An 18,547-nucleotide genomic window follows, 5' to 3' on the forward strand; every position below is an offset into this window, starting at 1 on the left:
TAGTTATGGGTGATCGGCACGACTATGTGGCCCTCGAATGGGTCAAGGGCGAGATTGCCGAAACGCTGAAGCAGGCTCATCGGGCGATCGAAACCCTGATCGACGACCCGCAGGCGACGCACGCGCTGAGTGAGTGCCTGGCCTGTGTCCATCAGGTGCACGGCAGTTTGCAGATGGTCGAGTTCTACGGCGCGGCGCTGCTCGCCGAAGAGATCGAGCAACTGACCAGCGCCTTACAGCAGAACCGCATCAGCCATCGCGACGAGGCCATTCGTCTGCTGCTGCATGCCCTGGGGCAATTGCCGACTTACCTCGACCGGGTGCAAGGCGCCCGGCGTGACCTGCCGCTGGTGGTGTTGCCGCTGATCAACGACCTGCGCAGTGCCCGTGGCGAAAGCCTGTTGTCGGAAACCAGCCTGTTCAGCCCGCAACTTCCGGAACTGCCGCCCCTGAGCGAAGAGGCCCTGGCGCTGCTGGAACCGTCCGACTTGCCGAATGTGCTGCGCAAGTTGCGGCAAATGCTGCAGATGGCGCTGGTCGGCTTGCTGCGCGAGCAGGATGACGAAACCCACTTGGCTTACCTGGCCAGGGTTTTTGCACGCCTTGAAGGGCTGTGCGGCAATGCGCCGCTGAGCCCGTTATGGCACGTCGCTTCGGCGCTGGTCGAAGGCATGCGCAATGGCTCGATCGCCAACAGCCCCGCGTTGCGCAGCCTGTTCAAGGAGGCCGACAAAGAGCTCAAGCGTCTGCTCGAGCAAGGCATGCCCGCGATCAATCAACCGGCACCGCCAGAGCTGCTCAAGAGTTTGTTGTTCTATATTGCCAAGGCCGAACACCCCACCGGGCAGATGCTGACCATGAAAGATCGCTACTCACTGGACGACGCGCTACCCGACAGTGCGATGGTCGATGAAGAACGGGCGAGGCTGGCCGGCCCTGATCGCGATGCCATGCGTTCGGTATTGGCGGCGTTGTGCGAAGAGCTGGTGCGGGTCAAGGAGCGCCTGGACCTGTTCGTGCGCAGCGACCGCCAGCGCACCTCGGACCTCGAAAGCCTGCTGGCGCCGCTGCGGCAAATCTCCGACACCCTGGCGGTGCTCGGTTTCGGCCAGCCGCGCAAGGTCATCATCGATCAACTGGCGGTGGTGCTGAGCCTCGCCCAGGGCCAGCGCGAACCTAACGACGCGACCCTCATGGACGTCGCCGGGGCCTTGCTCTACGTCGAAGCGACCCTGGCCGGCATGGTCGGCACCGTGGAGCCGGAAAGCCAGGAAGACAGCCGTCTGCCGACCACCGACCTGACGCAGATCCACCAGATCGTGATCAAGGAAGCGCGCATCTGCCTGCAGCAGGCCAAGGACATGATCGTCGACTACATCGACGCCGACTGGGACCGTCAGCATTTGCAACCGTTGCCGGCATTGCTGACCCAAGTGCGCGGTGCGCTGGCGATGATTCCGTTGGCCCGCGCGGCGAGCCTGGTCGAGGCCTGTAACGGTTTCATCCGCGAGCATCTATTGGTGGACCCGGGGCAGCCCGGCTGGCAGCAACTGGACAGCCTGGCTGACGTCATCACCAGCATCGAGTATTACCTGGAGCGTCTCAGCGACGACCCCGAAGCGCCCGGTGAACAACTGCTCGACGTTGCGGAAAAAGGCCTGGCCGCACTCGGCTGTTTCCCCAGCGAACAGCACGTGCCGAAGCTTGAGGATGTGCTCAGCCCCAGTGAAGCCCTGGTGATGCAGGACATGCAGGAGCTGGACGACCCCGAAACCGTCCAGTCGTTGGCCGATGTACTGGCCAGCCCGGTGTCGTCCGTCAACCCGCCGGCACTGACGATGCCCGGTAGTCTGTTGCCGCCGCCCGCCGATGAACAACCGGTGGACGATGAACTGCGGGAAGTCTTCCTCGAAGAAACCGACGAAGTTCTGGAAATCCTCCAGGAGTACCTGCCGCGCTGGTCGGCCAATCCCGACAGCACATCGGTTTTGAGTGAATTACGCCGCGCCTTCCACACCCTCAAGGGCAGTGGCCGGATGGTCCGCGCGTTGGTGCTGGGCGAGCTGGCCTGGGCGGTGGAAAACCTGCTCAACCGCGTGCTTGAACACAGCGTTGCACCTTTGCCTGCAGTGCAGCAACTGGTGGGCGACGCGCTGAAGTTGCTGCCGGAACTGGTGGCCGAGTTCGCCGCCAACGCCCAGCGCCAGCGCAACGATGTCGATCAATTGGCCGCCCGCGCCCATGCCCTCGCCAAGGGTTATGAACCGCTGTCCGATGAGGACGCGCAGGATGTCGCGGCGCTCGATCCGCTGTTGCTGGAGATCTTCCGCAACGAAGCCGAAACCCATTTGAACAGCCTCAATCGCTTCCTCGATCAGGCTGCCGAGCACGTACCGCTGCAGGCCAGTGACGAGTTGCAGCGAGCCTTGCACACCCTCAAGGGCAGCGCGTCGATGGCCGGCGTGCTGCCGATTGCCGAGCTGGCGGCGTCGCTGGATCAACTGGCCCGGGAGTACAAGGCGCACCGGATTGCCCTCGACCTGGACGAAGTCGAGTTGCTGCTGGAAGCCGAAGGCTTGTTCCGCCTGGGGCTGCGACAGCTCAAGAGCGACCCGCTGGCCGAAATCCCCGGCGCCCGTTCGTTGATTGAACGCACCCGGACATTGCTGGCCGAACATTTGCAAAGTCTGTCGAGCGCGCCCGGCACGGGGCTGCGGATCAAACGCGACCCGCAACTGATCAACAACTTCCTCGCCCAGGGCATGGACATCCTGCTGGACGCCGAAAGCCTGTTGCAGCGCTGGCAGCAGCATCCCGGCGAGCGCCAGGAACTCAGCGCACTGCTGGACGAATTGACGACACTCGGCGAAGGCGCGCACCTGGCCGACCTGCATCCGGTGGATGAACTCTGTGAAGCCTTGCTCGATCTCTATGGCGCTGTGGAAGAAAGCAGCCTGGCGGTCAGCGACAGGTTCTTCCACGAAGCACAAAGTGCCCACGAAGCGCTGATCAACATGCTCGATGAACTGGCTGCCGGCCAGGAAGTCACTGCGCAACCGCAGCGGGTGCGGGCCTTGCGCGACTTGCTGGATGAGAGTCTCGACCCATCCGCCATGGGCCTGATTCGCAGTGATGGCAGCCGCACCCTGAGTATTCGAGAACTGGGCAGCGCCACGGCCGAGCTGGAGCAGGCCGCGACTGAGGTGGATCTGGACGACGAAATCGTTTCGATCTTTCTTGAGGAAGCGGTGGATATCCTTGAAAGCGCCGGCCAGGCCTTGCAACGCTGGTTGAGCGACCCGGAAAACGCCGCGCCGCTACTGTCTTTACAGCGCGATTTGCACACCCTCAAGGGCGGTGCGCGGATGGCCGAGGTCGAGCCGGTCGGCGATCTGGCCCATGAACTGGAAAGCCTTTACGAAGGCCTGGTGGACCGCCGTTACAGCCACAGCGAAGCGCTGGCGCAGTTGCTGCAACAGAGCCATGACCGACTGGCCGTGTTCCTCGAACAGTTGCAGCACAACCGTCCGTTGGGCGATCCGGGCGAATTGATCGAGGCCATTCGTGAGTTTCGTCTGGGTAATGCCGGCAGTGCCGAGGTGATCGAACCGGCGGCCAGCAACGACTCGCCGGGGCATGATCCCGAGCTTCTGGAAATCTTCCTCGAAGAAGGTTTCGACATCATCGAAAACTCCGGCGCGGCGCTGTTGCGCTGGCAGGCCGAGCCTTCGAATCGTCAGGAAGTGGAAACCCTGCTGCGCGACCTGCATACCCTCAAGGGTGGCGCGCGAATGGTGGAAATCGCGCCGATCGGCGACCTGGCCCATGAGCTGGAATTCCTCTACGAAGGCTTGTCCGCTGGCGCGCTGCAACCGACCGCGGCGCTGTTCACGCTGTTGCAAAGCAGCCATGACCGACTGGCGCAGATGCTCGACGCCACTCGCGCCGGTCAGCCACTTCCACCGGCCGATCAGCTGATCGAGGCGATCAAGAATTTCAGCCACCCGGCGGTGCCCGAAACACCGACACCGGTGGCGATGCCCGCAGCGCCCAAAGCCGAGCCAGCCGCGTTGCAACCCGAAGGCGCCGACACGGTCAAGGTCTCGGCGGAGTTGCTCGACGACCTGGTCAACCTGGCCGGGGAGACTTCGATCTTCCGTGGCCGTATCGAACAACAGGTCAACGATGCGCGGGTGGCCCTGAGCGAAATGGAAACCACCATCGAGCGCATGCGCGACCAGTTGCGCCGCCTCGATACCGAAACCCAGGGGCGGATTCTCAGCCGTCAGCAAGTCGAGGCCGAGCGCCTGGGTTATGAAGAGTTCGACCCGCTGGAGATGGACCGCCACTCGCAGTTGCAACAGCTGTCGCGGGCATTGTTCGAGTCCGCCTCCGACCTGCTTGACCTCAAGGAAACCCTCGACCGGCGCAATCAGGATGCGGAAAACCTGCTGCAACAGCAGGGCCGCATCAACACCGAATTGCAGGAAGGCCTGATGCGCACGCGCATGGTGCCGTTCGAGCGAATGCTGCCGCGTTTGAAGCGCATCGTCCGTCAGGTTTCCAGCGAGCTGGGCAAGGATGTGGAGTTCATCGTCGGCAACGCCGAAGGCGAGATGGACCGCAATGTCCTCGAGCGCATGGCCGCGCCGCTGGAACACATGCTGCGCAACGCCGTTGACCATGGGCTGGAATCGGCCGAGGTGCGGATCGCGGCCGGTAAACCGGCCCAGGGCAAGATCACCCTCGACTTGTCGAGAGAGGGCGGCGACATCATTTTCGACATCTGCGACGACGGTGCCGGCGTGCCGCTGGACGCCGTGCGGCGCAAGGCGATCAAGCGCGGCTTGCTCGCCCCGGACAGCGACATCAGCGATCGCGACGTGCTGCAATTCATCCTGCAACCGGGGTTTTCCACCGCCGAGAAAATCACCCAGATCTCCGGGCGTGGCGTCGGCATGGACGTGGTTCACGAAGAAGTCCGGCAGCTCGGCGGGACCATGAGCATCGACTCGACGTCGGGGCAGGGCGTGCATTTCCGGATTCGCCTGCCGTTCACCGTGTCGGTCAACCGCGCGCTGATGGTGCAGTGCGGGGAGGATCAATATGCGATCCCGCTGAACACCATCGACGGCATCGTTCGCGTGCTGCCCAACGAACTCGAAGGGCACTACCGGCTCGATCCACCGAGCTACGAATACGCCGGGCAACGCTATGAGCTGTGCTACCTCGGCGATCTGCTGAAAACCAGTACCCGCCCGAAACTGCTGGGCCAGAGCCTGCCGTTGCCGGTATTGCTGGTGCAGTGCAACGAACGGCACGTTGCGGTGCAGGTGGACGCCATGGCCGGCACCCGGGAAATCGTGGTCAAAAGCCTCGGCCCGCAATTTGCCGCAGTGCAGGGTTTGTCCGGTGCGACGATTCTCGGCGATGGTCGGGTGGTGCTGATTCTCGACTTGCTGGCGCCGATCCGCGCGATGCAAGCGCAGGTGCCGCAACGACCGGTGACACAGGACGTCGAGCCCGAGGCGCAACGGCCGTTGCTGGTGCTGGTGGTCGACGATTCGGTCACCGTGCGCAAGGTCACCAGTCGTCTACTGGAACGCCACGGCATGAACGTGCTGACCGCCAAGGACGGTGTCGACGCCATGTTGCTGCTGGAAGAACACATGCCCGACCTGATGCTGCTGGACATCGAAATGCCACGCATGGACGGCTTCGAAGTGGCGACCCAAGTGCGCGCCGACGAACGCTTGCAGCATCTGCCGATCATCATGATCACCTCCCGCACGGGTCAAAAACACCGCGACCGCGCCATGGCCATCGGCGTCAACGACTACCTCGGCAAGCCGTATCAGGAATCGGTGCTGCTCGACAGCATCGCCCGCTGGAGCAAAACCCATGCATGAGCACCGCTCCAGCAACCTCACCGGTTTGCTGCTGCCCCTGGCCGACCGCAACCTGATCCTGCCCAACGTCGCCGTCGCCGAACTCATCGACTATCAGCCGGGGGCTTTCGATCTCGATACACCGCCGTGGTACCTGGGGCGGGTGACCTGGCGCGAACGGCAGATTCCACTGCTCAGTTTCGAGTCGGCGTGTGGCAACAAAGTGGTGATCGGGGAACGGGCGCGGATCGTCATCCTCAATGCCCTTGGCGGGCGGCCTGAGTTGAAGTTCATTGCGCTGCTGGTGCAGGGGATTCCGCGTTCTTACAAGCTCGACAGTCAGTTGAGTTATGTTGACGTGCCGTTGTGTTCGCTGGAGAAGGCGGCGGTGCAGGTGGGGGAGCAAGTGGCCAAGGTGCCTGACTTGCTCGCGCTGGAAGACCTGCTTGTGAATGCGGGTCTGGTCTGACCGGACCCTGTGGCGAGGGAGCTTGCTCCCGCTGGGTCGCGAAGCGGCCCCAAAACCTGTCATCGATGTGTGTCAGGTACACCAAGCACAATGGTTTTACGACTGCTTCGCAGCCGAACGGGAGCAAGCTCCCTCGCCACAGGGGGTTGTGCGTTAAACCCCGGCCCGAGCCTTCATCTGCAACGACTCATGATGATCCAGCACCCGCTCCACCAACAACTGCACGCCATCTGCCAAACGGCTGAGCGCCAAGGCTACAGAGCGGCGTGAGCCTTCCACATCGTCCGCGAGGTCAGCAGCAATGGCGCTGATGGACAGCAGGTCTTCGGAGGCATTGGCCAGAAGGGCTTCGGTGTCGATATCGGGGGAGACGCTGAAGAGGCGGAGTTTGCGGCGTTTGGCCGGTTTTTCGTGGAGCGGAGGGAAGTAATGGGAGAAGGCGCGGTCGGCGGCTTCCTTCATTTTTTCTGCATCGAGTGATGCTTGGGAATCGACGCCGGTTTCCGGGGGATTGGGAGTAGCTTTGAACATAGTGAATCACCGTATAGGGTTGGAGCTGGCCCATTCGGTTTCCAAGACGAAGGGGTGACAGCTGTACGCAGGCTGGAAACCCGGGGTACGGCAACCCGGTCGACCCGAAGGTCTCCCGCGCACAGCCGCCATAACGGAGTGCACACTTTGAAAGGTGCGCAAGCATACGTTATGAAGGGCGCTTTGGCGCCAGTAACTCATCGGGGTTTCCAGTCCCGGTCGCTGAATTGGCAGCGACACACAAACGATAAAGATCAGCTCAAAAGCGCACCAGTCAGTGGCTTCCGGCATTGCTGTAGGCAGCGACGCACGACTGTGTAGCCTCACACCGTTCCTGCTGACATACCTTTAAACACAAAACCCCAAGCGGTCGGACCTTTCTGTGGCGAGGGAGCTTGCTCCCGCTGGGTTGCGAAGCAGCCCCAAAACCTGCAATCGAGGTGTATCAGGTACACCGAGAACAATGGTTTTACGACTGCTTCGCAGCCGAACGGGGGCAAGCCCCCTCGCCACAAAGGTTTCTGCATTAGGTTGAAGATTCCCAAAAAGGGACCTATCGTTCCTTTTTTGGGACTTATCGGTCGTTGCCGTGAAAAACCTGTCATTGAGCGAAGCCTTGTTCACCACCACCCAGCAAAAAGTGCTCGGCCTGCTGTTTGGTAAACCCGACCGAAGTTTTTACGCCAACGAGATCGCCCGCTGGGCTCAAGTGGGTAAAGGCAGCCTCATGCGCGAGCTGGATCGGTTGCAGCGGGCAGGCGTGCTGACCATGACCCGTCAGGGCAACCAGACCCACTATCAAGCCAATCCCGACTGCCCGATCTATGCCGAACTGCTGGGCATTGCCCGCAAAACCTTTGGTATTACCGAGCCTCTGCGTCAGGCGCTTCAACCCTTTGCCGAACAGATCACCTGGGCATTTGTGTACGGCTCTATCGCCAAGGATCAGGCAAACGCATCCAGTGACATTGATCTCATGCTGATCGGCGAGGGCCTGCACTACAGTGAAGTGATGGAGCGGCTTATACCAATGGAGGAGCAGTTGGGCCGCGTCCTCAACCCGACGCTCTACACCCCCGACGACTGGGCCGCAAAACTGGCGGCTGAAAATAGTTTTGTCGTGCGGGTAGCGCAGCAGGACAAGATCAATCTGATGGGGGCAAACCCTTTGGAGTCCAAGGATGGGCAGCAACGAGAACCTGGAAAACCTGTTACGTAGTGGTGGACTGAAAGCTGAGCCGCCGGATCGCAAGGAATGCGAAGGGCTGATGCGTTCGGCTGTGGATCRATTGAAGGACGCCCAAACGTCTTCACTTTCCTTCGCGAGTCGTTTCGACCTGGCATACAACGCTGCCCATGCCCTTGCACTGACGGCTCTTCGTTTGTGCGGCTACCGTTCAGACAAACGCTATCTGGTGTTTCAGTGCCTGGTTCATACCGCTGATATTGGCAAAGTACAGGTTCGGCTATTCGCCCTGTGTCATGAGCGACGAAACCTGGCGGTGTTCGATCATTACGGTCAGCGTAATGATCCGTCTCTCTGCTTGATTGATGCCCCCCACCCAACACTCCTAAGGTGACTCCCACGACAGCGAACCCGTGGAGTGGTCATGACAACAACAATATCCCCCGACTCGCGATGGACGCGGCGGCGCAGCGAAAAGCAGCGGCGTCTCGAATTGGTGAAGGGGCTTGCCGACGGTGTGGTGTTGCCCACCGACAAGATCGTGGCGGCGCTGGAGGCGTTGATCTTGCCCGGCGACCGTGTGGTGCTGGAGGGCAATAACCAGAAGCAGGCGGATTTCCTTTCCCGCTCCCTGGCCAAGGCCGATCCGGGCAAGCTGCATGACTTGCACATGATCATGCCCAGTGTCGGGCGTTCCGAGCACCTGGACCTGTTCGAGCGCGGCATTGCCCGCAAGCTCGACTTCTCGTTCGCCGGTACCCAGAGCCTGCGCATCAGCCAGTTGCTCGAAGACGGTTTGCTGGAAATCGGCGCGATCCACACCTACATCGAGCTCTATGCGCGGCTGGTGGTGGACCTGATCCCCAACGTCGTGCTCTCGGCCGGTTTCATGGCCGACCGTGCGGGCAACATCTACACCGGCCCAAGCACCGAAGACACGCCCGCATTGATTGAACCGGCGGCGTTCAGCGACGGCATCGTCATCGTCCAGGTCAATCAACTGGTGGACGATGTCAGCGAGTTGCCGCGCGTGGATATCCCCGCGTCCTGGGTCGATTTCGTGGTGGTGGCGGACAAGCCGTTCTACATCGAACCGTTGTTCACCCGCGACCCACGCCACATCAAGCCTGTGCATGTGTTGATGGCGATGATGGCGATCCGCGGGATCTACGAAAAACAYAACGTCCAGTCGCTGAACCACGGCATCGGCTTCAACACCGCCGCCATCGAATTGATCCTGCCGACTTACGGCGAGTCCCTCGGCCTCAAGGGCAAGATCTGCCGCAACTGGACGCTCAATCCGCATCCAACCCTAATCCCGGCCATCGAAAGTGGCTGGGTCGAAAGCGTGCATTGCTTCGGCACCGAACTGGGCATGGAAAACTACATCGCCGCCCGGCCTGACGTGTTCTTCACCGGTCGCGATGGCTCCTTGCGCTCCAACCGGATGTTCAGTCAGCTCGCCGGGCAATACGCGGTGGACCTGTTCATCGGCGCGACCCTGCAAGTCGATGGCGATGGTCATTCTTCGACAGTGACTCGCGGTCGCCTGGCCGGTTTCGGTGGTGCGCCGAACATGGGGCACGACCCGCGCGGGCGTCGTCACGGCACGCCAGCCTGGCTCGACATGCGCCACACCGACGCGGCCGAGCCGATGCTCGAGCGCGGCAAGAAACTCGTGGTGCAGATGGTCGAGACCTTCCAGGAGGGCGGCAAACCGACCTTCGTCGAAACCCTCGACGCGGTGGAGGTGGCGAAGAAAAGCGGCATGCCGCTGGCGCCGATCATGATCTATGGCGACGACGTCACCCATCTGCTCACCGAAGAAGGCATTGCCTACTTGTACAAGGCTCGCTCCCTCGAAGAGCGCCAGGCGATGATCGCTGCTGTCGCCGGGGTGACCGCCATCGGCTTGCGCCACAACCCCAAAGACACCGCGCGCATGCGCCGCGAAGGCCTGATCGCCTTGCCCGAAGACCTCGGCATCCGCCGCACCGACGCCACTCGCGAACTGCTCGCAGCGAAAAGCGTGGCCGATCTGGTGGAATGGTCCGGTGGCCTCTACAACCCGCCCGCCAAGTTCAGGAGCTGGTAATGCACGTATTCAACCTGCAACCGAAAACGTTAACCCAGCCCTTGTCGATGCCCGAACGGCTGGCGGACCTGGCGGTCGACGCGCTGATCGACGAAGCGGACCTGTCGCCGAAACCGGCGCTGGTGGACCGTCGCGGCAATGGTGCGCACACCGATTTGCACCTCGGGCTGATGCACGCTTCGGCGTTGTCCCTGTGGCCGGCGTTCAAGGCAATGGCGGACGCGGCCATCGAGTTCGGCGAAGTCGGCCTGCCCCTGCGTGAAGCTGTCGGGTGCATTGGTCGTGAAGGCGAGCAAGTGATGCTCGCTACTACGGGCGGCGTGAACACCCATCGTGGGGCGATCTGGGCCTTGGGGCTTCTGGTCACTGCCGCCGCGCTGGAACCTGAATCCTGTGCCGCAAGCTCAATCGCTTTGCGCGCTGCACGCCTGGCCTTGCTCGACGACCGTTACTCGCCACGTCCTTTAAGCCACGGTGCCCAGGTCGCCCAACGCTACGGCGTTCGCGGTGCCCGTGAAGAGGCGCAGCTTGGTTTCCCGGCGGTGCTGCACCGTGGTTTGCCGCAACTAAAACGCAGCCGTGCTGCAGGCCATGGCGAACAGAACGCCCGGCTCGATGCTCTGCTGGCGATCATGACGACACTGGCCGACACCTGCGTCCTTTACCGCGCAGGCGAACAAGGCCTGCACACCATGCAACTCGGCGCGCAAGCCGTGCTCGATGCCGGCGGCAGCGCCAGCCTCGCCGGTCGCCGTCGTTTGCATGAGCTGGACCAACAATTAATCGCGTTGAATGCCTCGCCCGGTGGCGCTGCGGACTTGCTCGCAGCCTGCCTGTTCATCGACCGCATTGAGTCGCGCGACGGCATCTCCCAGGGAGCGTTTTGATGGAAACCTTATCCTTTGAATTCCCCGCCGGGCAGCCGCCACGGGGCAGGGCGCTGGTGGGCTGTGTGGGCTCGGGCGATCTGGAAGTGCTGATCGAACCAGGGCTGGCGGGCAAGTTGACGATCCAGGTGCAGACCTCGGTCAATGGCAGCGAACAACGCTGGCAGCATCTGTTCGCGCGGATGTTCGATGGCCAGACGCCGCCGGCGATGGCGATCGATATCCACGATTTCGGCGCCACCCCTGGCGTGGTGCGCTTGCGTCTGGAACAGGGCTTTGAGGAGATCGGTCATGACTGACAGCGCAGCGCTTCTCAACCCATTCCTTGAAAGGCAGAGCTTCGTCGAACTCGGTGCCCGGCAACGGGCAAAAGCGCTGCTCGATGCCGGCACCTTCCGCGAATTGCTCGACCCGTTTCAGCGCGTCATGTCGCCATGGCTGTCGCGCCAGGGCGTGGTGCCGCAAGCCGATGACGGGGTGGTGATCGCCAAGGGCAGCATTGGCGGTTTGCCGGTGGTGATCGCGGCCATCGAAGGCGCGTTTCAGGGCGGCAGCCTGGGTGAAGTCGGCGGGGCGAAGATTGCCGGTGCGCTGGAACTGGCCGCCGAGGATAACCGCAAAGGCATTCCCACCCGTGCCGTGTTGCTGCTGGAAACCGGCGGCGTGCGTTTGCAGGAAGCCAATCTCGGGCTGGCGGCGATTGCCGATATTCATGCGGCGATCGTCGATCTGCGCCAGTACCAACCCGTGGTTGGCGTGGTCGCTGGCAGCGTCGGCTGCTTTGGCGGGATGTCGATTGCTGCCGGGCTGTGCAGCTATTTGCTGGTGACCCAGGAGGCGCGCCTGGGCCTGAACGGTCCGCAAGTGATCGAACAGGAAGCCGGGCTTGAGGAATACGACTCCCGGGATCGTCCTTTCATCTGGAGCCTGACCGGTGGCGAGCAGCGTTTCGCCAGCGGTTTGGTGGATAGTTTTGTTGCCGACGATGTGGCGCAGGTGCAACAACAGGTCAGCCAATTGCTCAAGCGCGGTTTGCCAGCGCAGCAGCGCAGTCGTCAGGCCGAGTTGTACCTGCAACGGCTGGCTCGTCTGGACGCCGCACCGCAAATCGAGCCGTCAGTGGTTCGCGATCTGTATCAAGGAGAGCGCTCATGAGCACGTATTCCCTCAGAGGCCTGAACTGGTTCAACGCCTTGAGTGCAGGCGCAAAACCGGTGGAGGGTTTGCCGGCTTCATTGAAAGTGGCTGACGGCGTCTTGGGTGACCGGCCCGTTCGCTTCATCGCTGTGGTGGCTGATCCTGACAACCGGTTCGTTCGTGCGCGCAATGGCGAGGTCGGGCTGCTGGAAGGCTGGGGGTTGGCCAAGGCGGTGGATGACGTCATCACCGCTGATGCTGACAAAGCGCACAAACGCGCCTTGATCGCCATCGTCGATGTGCCGAGTCAGGCTTACGGTCGGCGCGAAGAAGCCCTTGGCATTCATCAGGCCCTGGCCGGTGCGGCGGACAGTTATGCCCGCGCCCGACTGGCCGGCCATGCGGTGATCGGTTTGCTGGTGGGCAAGGCGATGTCCGGGGCGTTTCTGGCTCACGGGTATCAGGCCAACCGGCTGATCGCGTTGCGCGATCCGGGGGTGATGGTGCATGCGATGGGCAAGGCGTCGGCGGCGCGGGTGACGTTGCGCAGTGTCGAAGAGCTGGAGGCGTTGGCCGCCAGCGTGCCACCGATGGCTTATGACATCGATAGTTTTGCCAGCCTGGGGTTGCTCTGGGAAACCTTGTCGGTGGAGCAGATCGAGCAGCCGACCGCAGCAGATTTGGCGCGAGTGAATGAATGCCTGAACCAGGCGATTGGCGATGTCGCTGCCAGCGGTCGCGATCTGAGCAGCCGCTTGGGCGCGAGTAACCGCGCAGCGTCGAGCAAGGTTCGTCAACTGCTGAGAGCGCAGTGGTGAAAACGTTTCTGGCCCACGACCTGCTTTGGGGGATGACCCCGGAGCAGTTGCCGGCGGATGCGCCTGGGTGGGTGGTCGAGTCGATCAGCGCGGGTCAGCCGGTGGTAGTCCGGCGCGCGATCACCGCGCCGGATCAGATCGCGGTCGGGGTGCGTGGGCGCTTGCGCGAGCAGCGTTATGCAACGTCGATGGCGATCGCGGTGATTTCGAATCGGGTAAGGCCGGAAGACCTTTGCCATGCAGAGTCGACTCGCGACCTGCCGGCCCTGCGAGCGCTGGCGCAACTGCGGCCGATGCTCGACGCCTGCGGTTGGGTGTGGGGTGTCAGCGGCAGCGCCGGGTTCGAATTGGCCAGCGGTTTTGCGGCGCTCCATGAGCGCAGCGACCTCGACTTGATCCTGCGTACACCGCAGCCGTTGAGCCGTACTCAAGCGCGGGCATTGATGATGCTTCTCGGCAGCGCCGAGTGTTTGGTGGACATGCAATTGCAGGCGCCGAATGGCGCTGTCGCCCTGCGCGAATGGGCTAGCCCGTCGCAACGGGTTCTACTCAAAAACGCCCATGAAGCGTGTTTGGTCAACGATCCCTGGAACCCGCAGGAGCAAGCAGCGTGAGCAGCTTGCTGGTGTTCCCCGGCCAGGGCGCGCAGCAGCCGGGCATGCTCCATCGTTTACCTTGGGAAACGCTGATCGAGGCCAGCGAGGTGCTTGGCGAAGACGTCTTGCTGCTCGATTCTGCCGAGGCGTTGCAGTCGACAAGGGCGGTTCAGCTGTGCCTGCTGATTGCCGGCGTCGCCGCTTCGCGTCAGTTATCAATGGCACCGGATTACGTGGCGGGACTGTCCATCGGTGCCTACCCGGCGGCGGTGGTTGCGGGCGCCTTGAGTTTCAGTGATGCGCTGCATCTGGTCAGCCTGCGCGGTGAGCTGATGCAGCAGGCTTATCCTCAGGGCTACGGCATGACCGCGATCATCGGTCTGGAATTGGCGACGGTGGAAGGGTTGCTGGCGCAGGTTCACAGTGTTGATACACCGGTTTACCTGGCCAACATCAACGCCGATAACCAGGTGGTGATTGCTGGCAGTGATTCGGCGATGAAAGCAGTTGCCGACCTGGCGCGCAGCCGTGGCGCCGGTCTGGCCAAGCGTCTGGCGGTCAGCGTGCCGTCCCATTGCCCGCTGCTGGAAACACCGGCGAAAACCCTGGCCGAAGCCTTCGCCAAGGTGCAATTGAAAACGCCGACCCTGGGTTACCTGAGCGGCAGTCGAGCCCGGCCCGTCATCAACACGGATGCCTTGCGCGACGACCTGGCGTTCAACATGTGCCGCGTCGTCGATTGGCGCGGTACGGTGCAAAGCGCTTACGAGCGCGGCGTGCGTTTACAGATCGAACTGCCGCCCGGTGCGGTGTTGACCGGGCTGGCGCGCCGGGTGTTCGAGCAGGGCACCGTGATTGCCTATGACGGTGCACGGCTCGATACCTTGCAGGCACTGTTGCGTGAGGAGGGAAGCCGCCAACCCTAGATCACCGACTCAGGTTGCGAACTACAAAAACAACAATTCCGACGATGCACTTTGAGGACTACAACAATGATTATTTACGGTGTGGCGCTGTTGGCGATCTGTACGCTGGCAGGGGTGATCATGGGTGACATGCTCGGCGTGTTGCTGGGTGTGAAATCCAACGTCGGCGGGGTCGGGATCGCGATGATCCTGCTGATTTGCGCGCGGTTGTGGATGCAAAAACGCGGCGGCATGACCAAGGATTGCGAGATGGGCGTCGGCTTCTGGGGCGCCATGTACATTCCGGTGGTGGTTGCCATGGCGGCGCAACAGAACGTGGTCACCGCCCTGCACGGCGGCCCGGTGGCGGTGCTGGCGGCGATCGGTTCGGTGGTGCTCTGCGGCTGCACCATTGCGTTGATCAGCCGAACCCACAAAGGCGAACCCTTGCCCGATGAACCGGTGGACATAACACCGGTCGGCACGCCAGTAGGAGGTCGCTGATATGTGGGAACTCATTGAGAAAGGCCTGGTAAATAACAGTCTGGTCACGGCATTCGCGTTTGTTGGCGTAATCATGTGGGTGTCGGTGATTCTGTCCAAGCGCCTGACTTTCGGGCGGATTCATGGCTCGGCGATTGCCATCGTCATCGGCCTGGTGCTGGCCTGGGTTGGCGGCACCATGACCGGCGGGCAAAAAGGCCTGGCGGATTTGTCACTGTTTTCTGGCATCGGTTTGATGGGCGGCGCCATGCTGCGTGACTTCGCCATCGTTGCCACGGCGTTCGAGGTGCAGGCCACCGAAGCGAAAAAGGCCGGGATGATTGGCGTCATCGCGCTGCTGCTGGGCACGATTCTGCCGTTCATTGTCGGGGCGAGCATTGCCTGGGTGTTCGGTTATCGCGATGCGATCAGCATGACCACCATTGGCGCGGGTGCGGTGACGTACATCGTCGGGCCGGTGACGGGTGCTGCGATTGGGGCCTCATCCGATGTGATGGCGCTGTCGATTGCCACCGGGTTGATCAAGGCGATTCTGGTGATGGTCGGCACGCCGGTGGCGGCGCGCTGGATGGGCCTGGATAACCCGCGCTCGGCGATGGTATTTGGCGGCTTGGCCGGGACTGTCAGCGGTGTGACCGCCGGGTTGGCGGCGACGGATCGGCGGCTGGTGCCGTATGGCGCGCTGACGGCGACGTTCCATACCGGGCTTGGATGCTTGCTTGGGCCTTCGTTGCTGTACTTCGTTGTTCGCGGGATCGTTGGTTAACGAATGACTGCTTCTTGTGGCGAGGGAGCTTGCTCCCGCTGGGCTGCGCAGTAGCCCCAACTTCTACCACCGAGGTGTATCAGGTAAATCCGGTGGCCTGGTTTTGCGGGCGCTCCGCACCCGAGCGGGAGCAAGCTCCCTCGCCACATTCAAGCCTGGCGATTGGCATACATCCGGCACTCCGCCAACAGCGCCAGCAAATTCGGATCACGCTCCTTGGCCTTGAGAAATACCACGCCAATGTGCTGCTGCAACCGGTACTTTTCCTGCAATGGAATCAGCTTCACCCGGTTCTCATACACCGCCGCAATCCGCCCCGGCAGCAACGCATAACCCACCCCCGAGCTGACCATGCTCAGCAGGGTGAAGATGTCGTTGACCTGCATCGCCACCTTCGGCTCGAACCCCGCCTGCTTGAACACCCGAATACCGTCCTGGTGCGTGGCAAAGCCTTGGGTCAAGGTGATGAACGTTTCGTCGCGCACCTCGGCCAGGTCGACTTCGCTCCGCTGGGCAAAGGGCGAGTCCGCCGGGGTGGCGAGGAAGATGTCATCGGAAAACAGCGGGATCTGTTCGCAGTCTGGGTCGTTGACGCTGTCGTCCAGTGACACCAGGATCGCGTCGACTTCCATGTTCTTGAGCTTGTACAGCAGGTCGATGTTCGAGCCCAGGATCAGGTCGATATTGAGTTCGCTACGGCGGATTTTCAGGCCCATGATCAGCTGCGGCACAGTCTTCACCGTCAGCGAATACAGCGAGCCGAGCTTGAAGCGTTCGGCGGAGAACCCGGCGGCTTCGCGGGTCAGACGCACGGTTTCGAGCACGTCCTGAATCAGCTTCTGCGCCCGCTCTTCCAGCACATAAGCGCTTTCCAACGGGGTCAGGTTGCGCCCTTCGTGCTTGAATAGCGGGCAACGCAAGGCGCTTTCCAGGGAGTGGATGGCGCGGTGCACGCTGACGTTGCTGGTCTGCAACTCGACGGCGGCGCGGGCCAGGTTGCCGGTGCGCATGAAGGCCAGGAACACTTCGAGTTTTTTCAGGGTCAACTCTTCATCGATCAACATGGGCCAGACTCTTATTCGAATGTCTCGATTGTGCCCAATTGGCTAACGTTTGGCTCGATGGCTTTCGTAGGGGGGCATTGTGTTCTGAAACATTGCGCTTTTAACCTTGAGGCCTGAGCCTTGCGCGCGGCGGTAATGAACGTAGAGGTGAGCAACACATGTATCACGGGGAAAGATTGAACGCCTGGACGCATTTGGTTGGGGCGGTGGCGGCATTGGTCGGGGGCGTGTGGCTGCTGGTGATCGCCAGTATGGATGGCAGTCCGTGGAAGATCGTCAGTGTGGCGATTTACGCGTTTACCTTGCTGGTGCTCTACAGCGCCTCGACCGTGTACCACAGCGTGCGTGGGCGCAAGAAAGCGATCATGCAGAAGGTCGATCACTTTTCGATCTACTTGCTGATCGCCGGCAGTTACACGCCGTTCTGCCTGGTGACCCTGCGCGGGCCATGGGGCTGGACCTTGTTCGGGATTGTCTGGGGGCTGGCGCTGATCGGTATCCTGCAAGAGATCAAACCGCGCTCGGAAGCACGGATTCTGTCGGTCGTGATTTACGCGGTGATGGGCTGGATCGTGCTGGTGGCGGTCAAGCCGTTACTGGCGGCACTGGGCCCTGTCGGCTTTACCTTGCTGGCGTCGGGCGGGGTGTTGTACACCGTGGGGATTATCTTTTTTGCCCTCGACCATCGTCTGCGCCACGCCCATGGGATCTGGCATCTGTTCGTGATAGCCGGGAGTTTGCTGCACTTTGTGGCGATTTGGTTCTACGTCTTGTGACTGCTTTTGTGGCGAGGGGGCTTGCCCCCTCGCCACAAGGCCCTAGAAGTCACCCCAGAGTTGTTGGGCCACCGCCAATGCCACCACCGGCGCGGTTTCGGTGCGCAGCACGCGCGGGCCGAGGCGGGCGGCGTGGAAACCGCCAGCCTTGGCCTGTTCGACTTCGACGTCGGACAAGCCGCCCTCCGGGCCGATCAGGAACGCCAGGCTTGCAGGTTTGGCGTGGCTCACCAGCGGCTCGGCCACCGGATGCAGCACCAGTTTCAATTCGGCCGCGGTCTGCTTCAACCAGTCAGCCAACAGCAATGGCGGATGAATCACCGGCACCCTTGAACGCCCACACTGCTCGCAGGCGCTGATCGCCACCTGACGCCAGTGCATCAGGCGTTTGTCGGCGCGTTCGTCCTTGAGGCGGACTTCGCAGCGGTCGGTGAAAATCGGCGTGATTTCGGTGACGCCCAGTTCGGTGGCTTTTTGAATCGCCCAGTCCATCCGCTCGCCACGGGACAAACCCTGGCCGAGATGGACCGCCAGCGACGACTCGACCTGACCGGTAAAGCTTTCATCGATTTGCACCACCACGCGCTTCTTGCCGACTTCCACCAGCGTGCCGCGAAACTCATGGCCCGAGCCGTCGAACAGTTGCACCGCATCACCCTCGGCCATGCGCAGCACACGGCCGATGTAATGCGCCTGGGCTTCGGGCAACTCGTGTTCGCCGGTGCTCAAAGGGGCGTCGATAAAGAAGCGGGACAGTCTCATCTTGGGTCTCTACGGTAAGTTCGGATCGAGTTGCTTTTGTGGCGAGGGAGCTTGCTCCCGTTCGAGCGCGAAGCGGTCGCAAGGTTTACCTGACACTCCTCAGTGTCAGGTTTTTGGGGCTGCTACGCAGCCCAGCGGGAGCAAGCTCCCTCGCCACAGGGTT

Annotated in this window: 17 protein-coding genes; 14 read left to right on the forward strand and 3 right to left on the reverse strand. The window is 62.0% G+C overall.

Translation table 11 applies throughout. From position 1 onward, the window contains the following. Window positions 1–5 precede the first annotated feature (5 nt). A complete protein-coding gene (locus AC1DIS_RS15495) occupies window positions 6–5,909 on the forward strand; it encodes an Hpt domain-containing protein (protein ID WP_477743625.1) in 5,904 nt (1,967 codons plus the stop codon). Continuing rightward, entirely contained in the window at window positions 5,902–6,357 is a 456-nt protein-coding gene (locus tag AC1DIS_RS15500; RefSeq protein ID WP_018928719.1) for a chemotaxis protein CheW, read from the forward strand. The genes AC1DIS_RS15495 and AC1DIS_RS15500 overlap by 8 nt, the downstream gene beginning before the upstream one ends. A gap of 153 nt (window positions 6,358–6,510) precedes the next feature. Here AC1DIS_RS15500 and AC1DIS_RS15505 read toward each other — a convergent pair whose 3' ends face one another. After that, a complete protein-coding gene (locus AC1DIS_RS15505) occupies window positions 6,511–6,888 on the reverse strand; it encodes a DUF6124 family protein (RefSeq protein ID WP_086944410.1) in 378 nt (125 codons plus the stop codon). A 589-nt stretch (window positions 6,889–7,477) separates the two neighbouring features. Here AC1DIS_RS15505 and AC1DIS_RS15510 point away from each other — a divergent pair. The 11 genes from AC1DIS_RS15510 (at window position 7,478) to madM (ending at window position 15,782) form a co-directional block, all read left to right on the forward strand. Then, window positions 7,478–8,107 (forward strand): nucleotidyltransferase domain-containing protein, encoded by a 630-nt coding sequence (locus AC1DIS_RS15510; protein WP_026331824.1) that lies wholly within the window; start codon window positions 7,478–7,480, stop codon window positions 8,105–8,107. Then, window positions 8,070–8,468: a hypothetical protein gene (locus AC1DIS_RS15515; protein WP_477780958.1), complete on the forward strand. Its 399-nt coding sequence runs from the start codon at window positions 8,070–8,072 to the stop codon at window positions 8,466–8,468. The genes AC1DIS_RS15510 and AC1DIS_RS15515 overlap by 38 nt, the downstream gene beginning before the upstream one ends. 30 nt (window positions 8,469–8,498) lie before the next feature. Then, window positions 8,499–10,169, forward strand: a complete 1,671-nt coding sequence (mdcA, locus tag AC1DIS_RS15520) for a malonate decarboxylase subunit alpha (RefSeq protein ID WP_111452972.1) — start codon at window positions 8,499–8,501, stop codon at window positions 10,167–10,169. Continuing rightward, window positions 10,169–11,056: a triphosphoribosyl-dephospho-CoA synthase gene (locus AC1DIS_RS15525; protein ID WP_477743626.1), complete on the forward strand. Its 888-nt coding sequence runs from the start codon at window positions 10,169–10,171 to the stop codon at window positions 11,054–11,056. The genes mdcA and AC1DIS_RS15525 overlap by 1 nt, the downstream gene beginning before the upstream one ends. After that, window positions 11,056–11,355, forward strand: coding sequence for a malonate decarboxylase subunit delta (locus AC1DIS_RS15530; protein ID WP_007941972.1), 300 nt, complete (start codon window positions 11,056–11,058; stop codon window positions 11,353–11,355). The genes AC1DIS_RS15525 and AC1DIS_RS15530 overlap by 1 nt, the downstream gene beginning before the upstream one ends. Further along, window positions 11,348–12,211 carry a biotin-independent malonate decarboxylase subunit beta gene (locus AC1DIS_RS15535; protein ID WP_086944413.1) on the forward strand — a complete coding sequence of 288 codons (864 nt, stop codon included), beginning with the start codon at window positions 11,348–11,350 and terminating at the stop codon, window positions 12,209–12,211. Before AC1DIS_RS15530 ends, AC1DIS_RS15535 begins: the two co-directional genes overlap by 8 nt. Further along, window positions 12,208–13,011, forward strand: coding sequence for a biotin-independent malonate decarboxylase subunit gamma (gene mdcE, locus AC1DIS_RS15540; protein WP_477748750.1), 804 nt, complete (start codon window positions 12,208–12,210; stop codon window positions 13,009–13,011). Before AC1DIS_RS15535 ends, mdcE begins: the two co-directional genes overlap by 4 nt. Next, entirely contained in the window at window positions 13,005–13,625 is a 621-nt protein-coding gene (locus AC1DIS_RS15545) for a malonate decarboxylase holo-ACP synthase (protein WP_477743628.1), read from the forward strand. The genes mdcE and AC1DIS_RS15545 overlap by 7 nt, the downstream gene beginning before the upstream one ends. Further along, window positions 13,622–14,533, forward strand: a complete 912-nt coding sequence (mdcH, locus tag AC1DIS_RS15550; RefSeq protein WP_086944415.1) for a malonate decarboxylase subunit epsilon — start codon at window positions 13,622–13,624, stop codon at window positions 14,531–14,533. The genes AC1DIS_RS15545 and mdcH overlap by 4 nt, the downstream gene beginning before the upstream one ends. Before the next feature lie 66 nt (window positions 14,534–14,599). Next, the gene (gene madL, locus AC1DIS_RS15555; protein WP_018928727.1) at window positions 14,600–15,016 is read left to right on the forward strand and encodes a malonate transporter subunit MadL; all 417 of its coding nucleotides are present in this window, start codon (window positions 14,600–14,602) and stop codon (window positions 15,014–15,016) included. A gap of 1 nt (window position 15,017) precedes the next feature. After that, window positions 15,018–15,782: a malonate transporter subunit MadM gene (gene madM / locus AC1DIS_RS15560; RefSeq protein ID WP_018928728.1), complete on the forward strand. Its 765-nt coding sequence runs from the start codon at window positions 15,018–15,020 to the stop codon at window positions 15,780–15,782. Window positions 15,783–15,931: 149 nt separating this feature from the next. On the opposite strand, the gene AC1DIS_RS15565 is transcribed toward madM, so the two are convergent. Continuing rightward, window positions 15,932–16,846 (reverse strand): LysR family transcriptional regulator, encoded by a 915-nt coding sequence (locus tag AC1DIS_RS15565; protein WP_019580637.1) that lies wholly within the window; start codon window positions 16,844–16,846, stop codon window positions 15,932–15,934. A gap of 158 nt (window positions 16,847–17,004) precedes the next feature. Here AC1DIS_RS15565 and trhA point away from each other — a divergent pair, with 158 nt between their 5' ends. Continuing rightward, on the forward strand, window positions 17,005–17,622 hold the full coding sequence (gene trhA / locus AC1DIS_RS15570) for a PAQR family membrane homeostasis protein TrhA (protein ID WP_018928730.1): 618 nt from the start codon (window positions 17,005–17,007) through the stop codon (window positions 17,620–17,622). Between the two features lie 42 nt (window positions 17,623–17,664). Here the strand turns inward: trhA and AC1DIS_RS15575 are convergent, their stop codons facing one another. Next, the gene (locus AC1DIS_RS15575; protein ID WP_064620925.1) at window positions 17,665–18,384 is read right to left on the reverse strand and encodes a 16S rRNA (uracil(1498)-N(3))-methyltransferase; all 720 of its coding nucleotides are present in this window, start codon (window positions 18,382–18,384) and stop codon (window positions 17,665–17,667) included. Between the last annotated feature and the right edge of the window lie 163 nt (window positions 18,385–18,547).

Source organism: Pseudomonas sp. 05N433 (genome assembly GCF_056396925.1).

Coding starts and splice junctions, on each gene's coding strand:
- AC1DIS_RS15495 (WP_477743625.1), top strand. CDS start 6: ATGGGTGATCGGCACGACTATGTGGCCCTCGAATGGGTCAAGGGCGAG.
- AC1DIS_RS15500 (WP_018928719.1), top strand. CDS start 5,902: ATGCATGAGCACCGCTCCAGCAACCTCACCGGTTTGCTGCTGCCCCTG.
- AC1DIS_RS15505 (WP_086944410.1), bottom strand. CDS start 6,888: ATGTTCAAAGCTACTCCCAATCCCCCGGAAACCGGCGTCGATTCCCAA.
- AC1DIS_RS15525 (WP_477743626.1), top strand. CDS start 10,169: ATGCACGTATTCAACCTGCAACCGAAAACGTTAACCCAGCCCTTGTCG.
- AC1DIS_RS15530 (WP_007941972.1), top strand. CDS start 11,056: ATGGAAACCTTATCCTTTGAATTCCCCGCCGGGCAGCCGCCACGGGGC.
- AC1DIS_RS15535 (WP_086944413.1), top strand. CDS start 11,348: ATGACTGACAGCGCAGCGCTTCTCAACCCATTCCTTGAAAGGCAGAGC.
- mdcE (WP_477748750.1), top strand. CDS start 12,208: ATGAGCACGTATTCCCTCAGAGGCCTGAACTGGTTCAACGCCTTGAGT.
- madL (WP_018928727.1), top strand. CDS start 14,600: ATGATTATTTACGGTGTGGCGCTGTTGGCGATCTGTACGCTGGCAGGG.
- madM (WP_018928728.1), top strand. CDS start 15,018: ATGTGGGAACTCATTGAGAAAGGCCTGGTAAATAACAGTCTGGTCACG.
- AC1DIS_RS15565 (WP_019580637.1), bottom strand. CDS start 16,846: ATGTTGATCGATGAAGAGTTGACCCTGAAAAAACTCGAAGTGTTCCTG.
- trhA (WP_018928730.1), top strand. CDS start 17,005: ATGTATCACGGGGAAAGATTGAACGCCTGGACGCATTTGGTTGGGGCG.
- AC1DIS_RS15575 (WP_064620925.1), bottom strand. CDS start 18,384: ATGAGACTGTCCCGCTTCTTTATCGACGCCCCTTTGAGCACCGGCGAA.